Source organism: Herbiconiux daphne (assembly GCF_024979295.1).
GTDB lineage: Bacteria > Actinomycetota > Actinomycetes > Actinomycetales > Microbacteriaceae > Herbiconiux > Herbiconiux daphnes.
Genome location: NZ_JANLCJ010000233.1, coordinates 1 through 877, shown reverse-complemented (window position 1 = coordinate 877; position 877 = coordinate 1). Strand labels below are relative to the sequence as shown.

General features: G+C 34.8%; 2 protein-coding genes. Both read right to left on the bottom strand.

Annotated elements, in window-relative coordinates; all coding sequences use genetic code 11:
* On the bottom strand, positions 1–240 hold a 240-nt coding region (locus N1032_RS24320; protein WP_259543063.1), incomplete at its 3' end, for a site-specific DNA-methyltransferase.
* A 33-nt stretch (positions 241–273) separates the two neighbouring features.
* On the bottom strand, positions 274–609 hold the full coding sequence (locus tag N1032_RS24315) for a DNA methyltransferase (RefSeq protein WP_259543061.1): 336 nt from the start codon (positions 607–609) through the stop codon (positions 274–276).
* Between the last annotated feature and the right edge of the window lie 268 nt (positions 610–877).

Here is an 877-nt window from a genome sequence, read left to right as displayed (position 1 = left end):
TGCCACACCGGTAGCACCTACGCCTGTAAATGGGTCAAATACACACTCACCTTCATTGGTTGAATTGAGCACCAATGTTTCCATAAGTGAAACAGGTTTCTCTGTATCGTGGTAATTTGTGCCATCTTCCTTTTTGAGTTTCTTGAACTCAGGACTAAAAAGAATATCAGATGTACCGGCATGGTTGATTGGGCGTTGTCCGCCTTTTCTTGCCAAGATAATAGTTTCTTTCTGTGTCATATAGAACCGCCCTGTAATCTTGTTTGGTTTCACTCAAATGATTGTCTTGACAAATTCAAACTTAGACTTCTTGATTGTGTCAAGGTAATGTGTAAGGTTCTTGTCATTTGTCATTATGTAGATATGTGTTCCTTCATTGAGAAGGTCATAACACAAGTTTATCCAATCAGTAATGTCTGGTGTGTCAAAGAGAATACCTTTCTTGCTTCTTTCACTAGTCCAGAATTCCCCCCCCATTGTTCCTGTTGAACCTTTGGAAGTAAGTTTATATGGCGGGTCAGTGATAATGCAATCAACTTTAATGTTTTGGGAAATCAACCCCTTCATACCATTGATTGTGTCTTCATTGAATAATCTAAAATTTTCCATTGAAAATTTCCTTTGCTAACATTGATGCCGTATCGTAATACTCTTTGTTAATTCTTTTATCAAATATTTTAAATAACATTCTTTAGCACCATTTCCTTTGTTTTATTATACACCAATTCATTCATTTCTTCATCAACAATATCATATTGTGAATCAAATGGTCTTAACTCTTTAATTATTTTGTCCATCATTTGTAAAATTATTTCAACGTGTGAGTTATCATCTTGCTTTTTAGGTAGTCAAGGGTTTGAATTATTCTTAATAGACA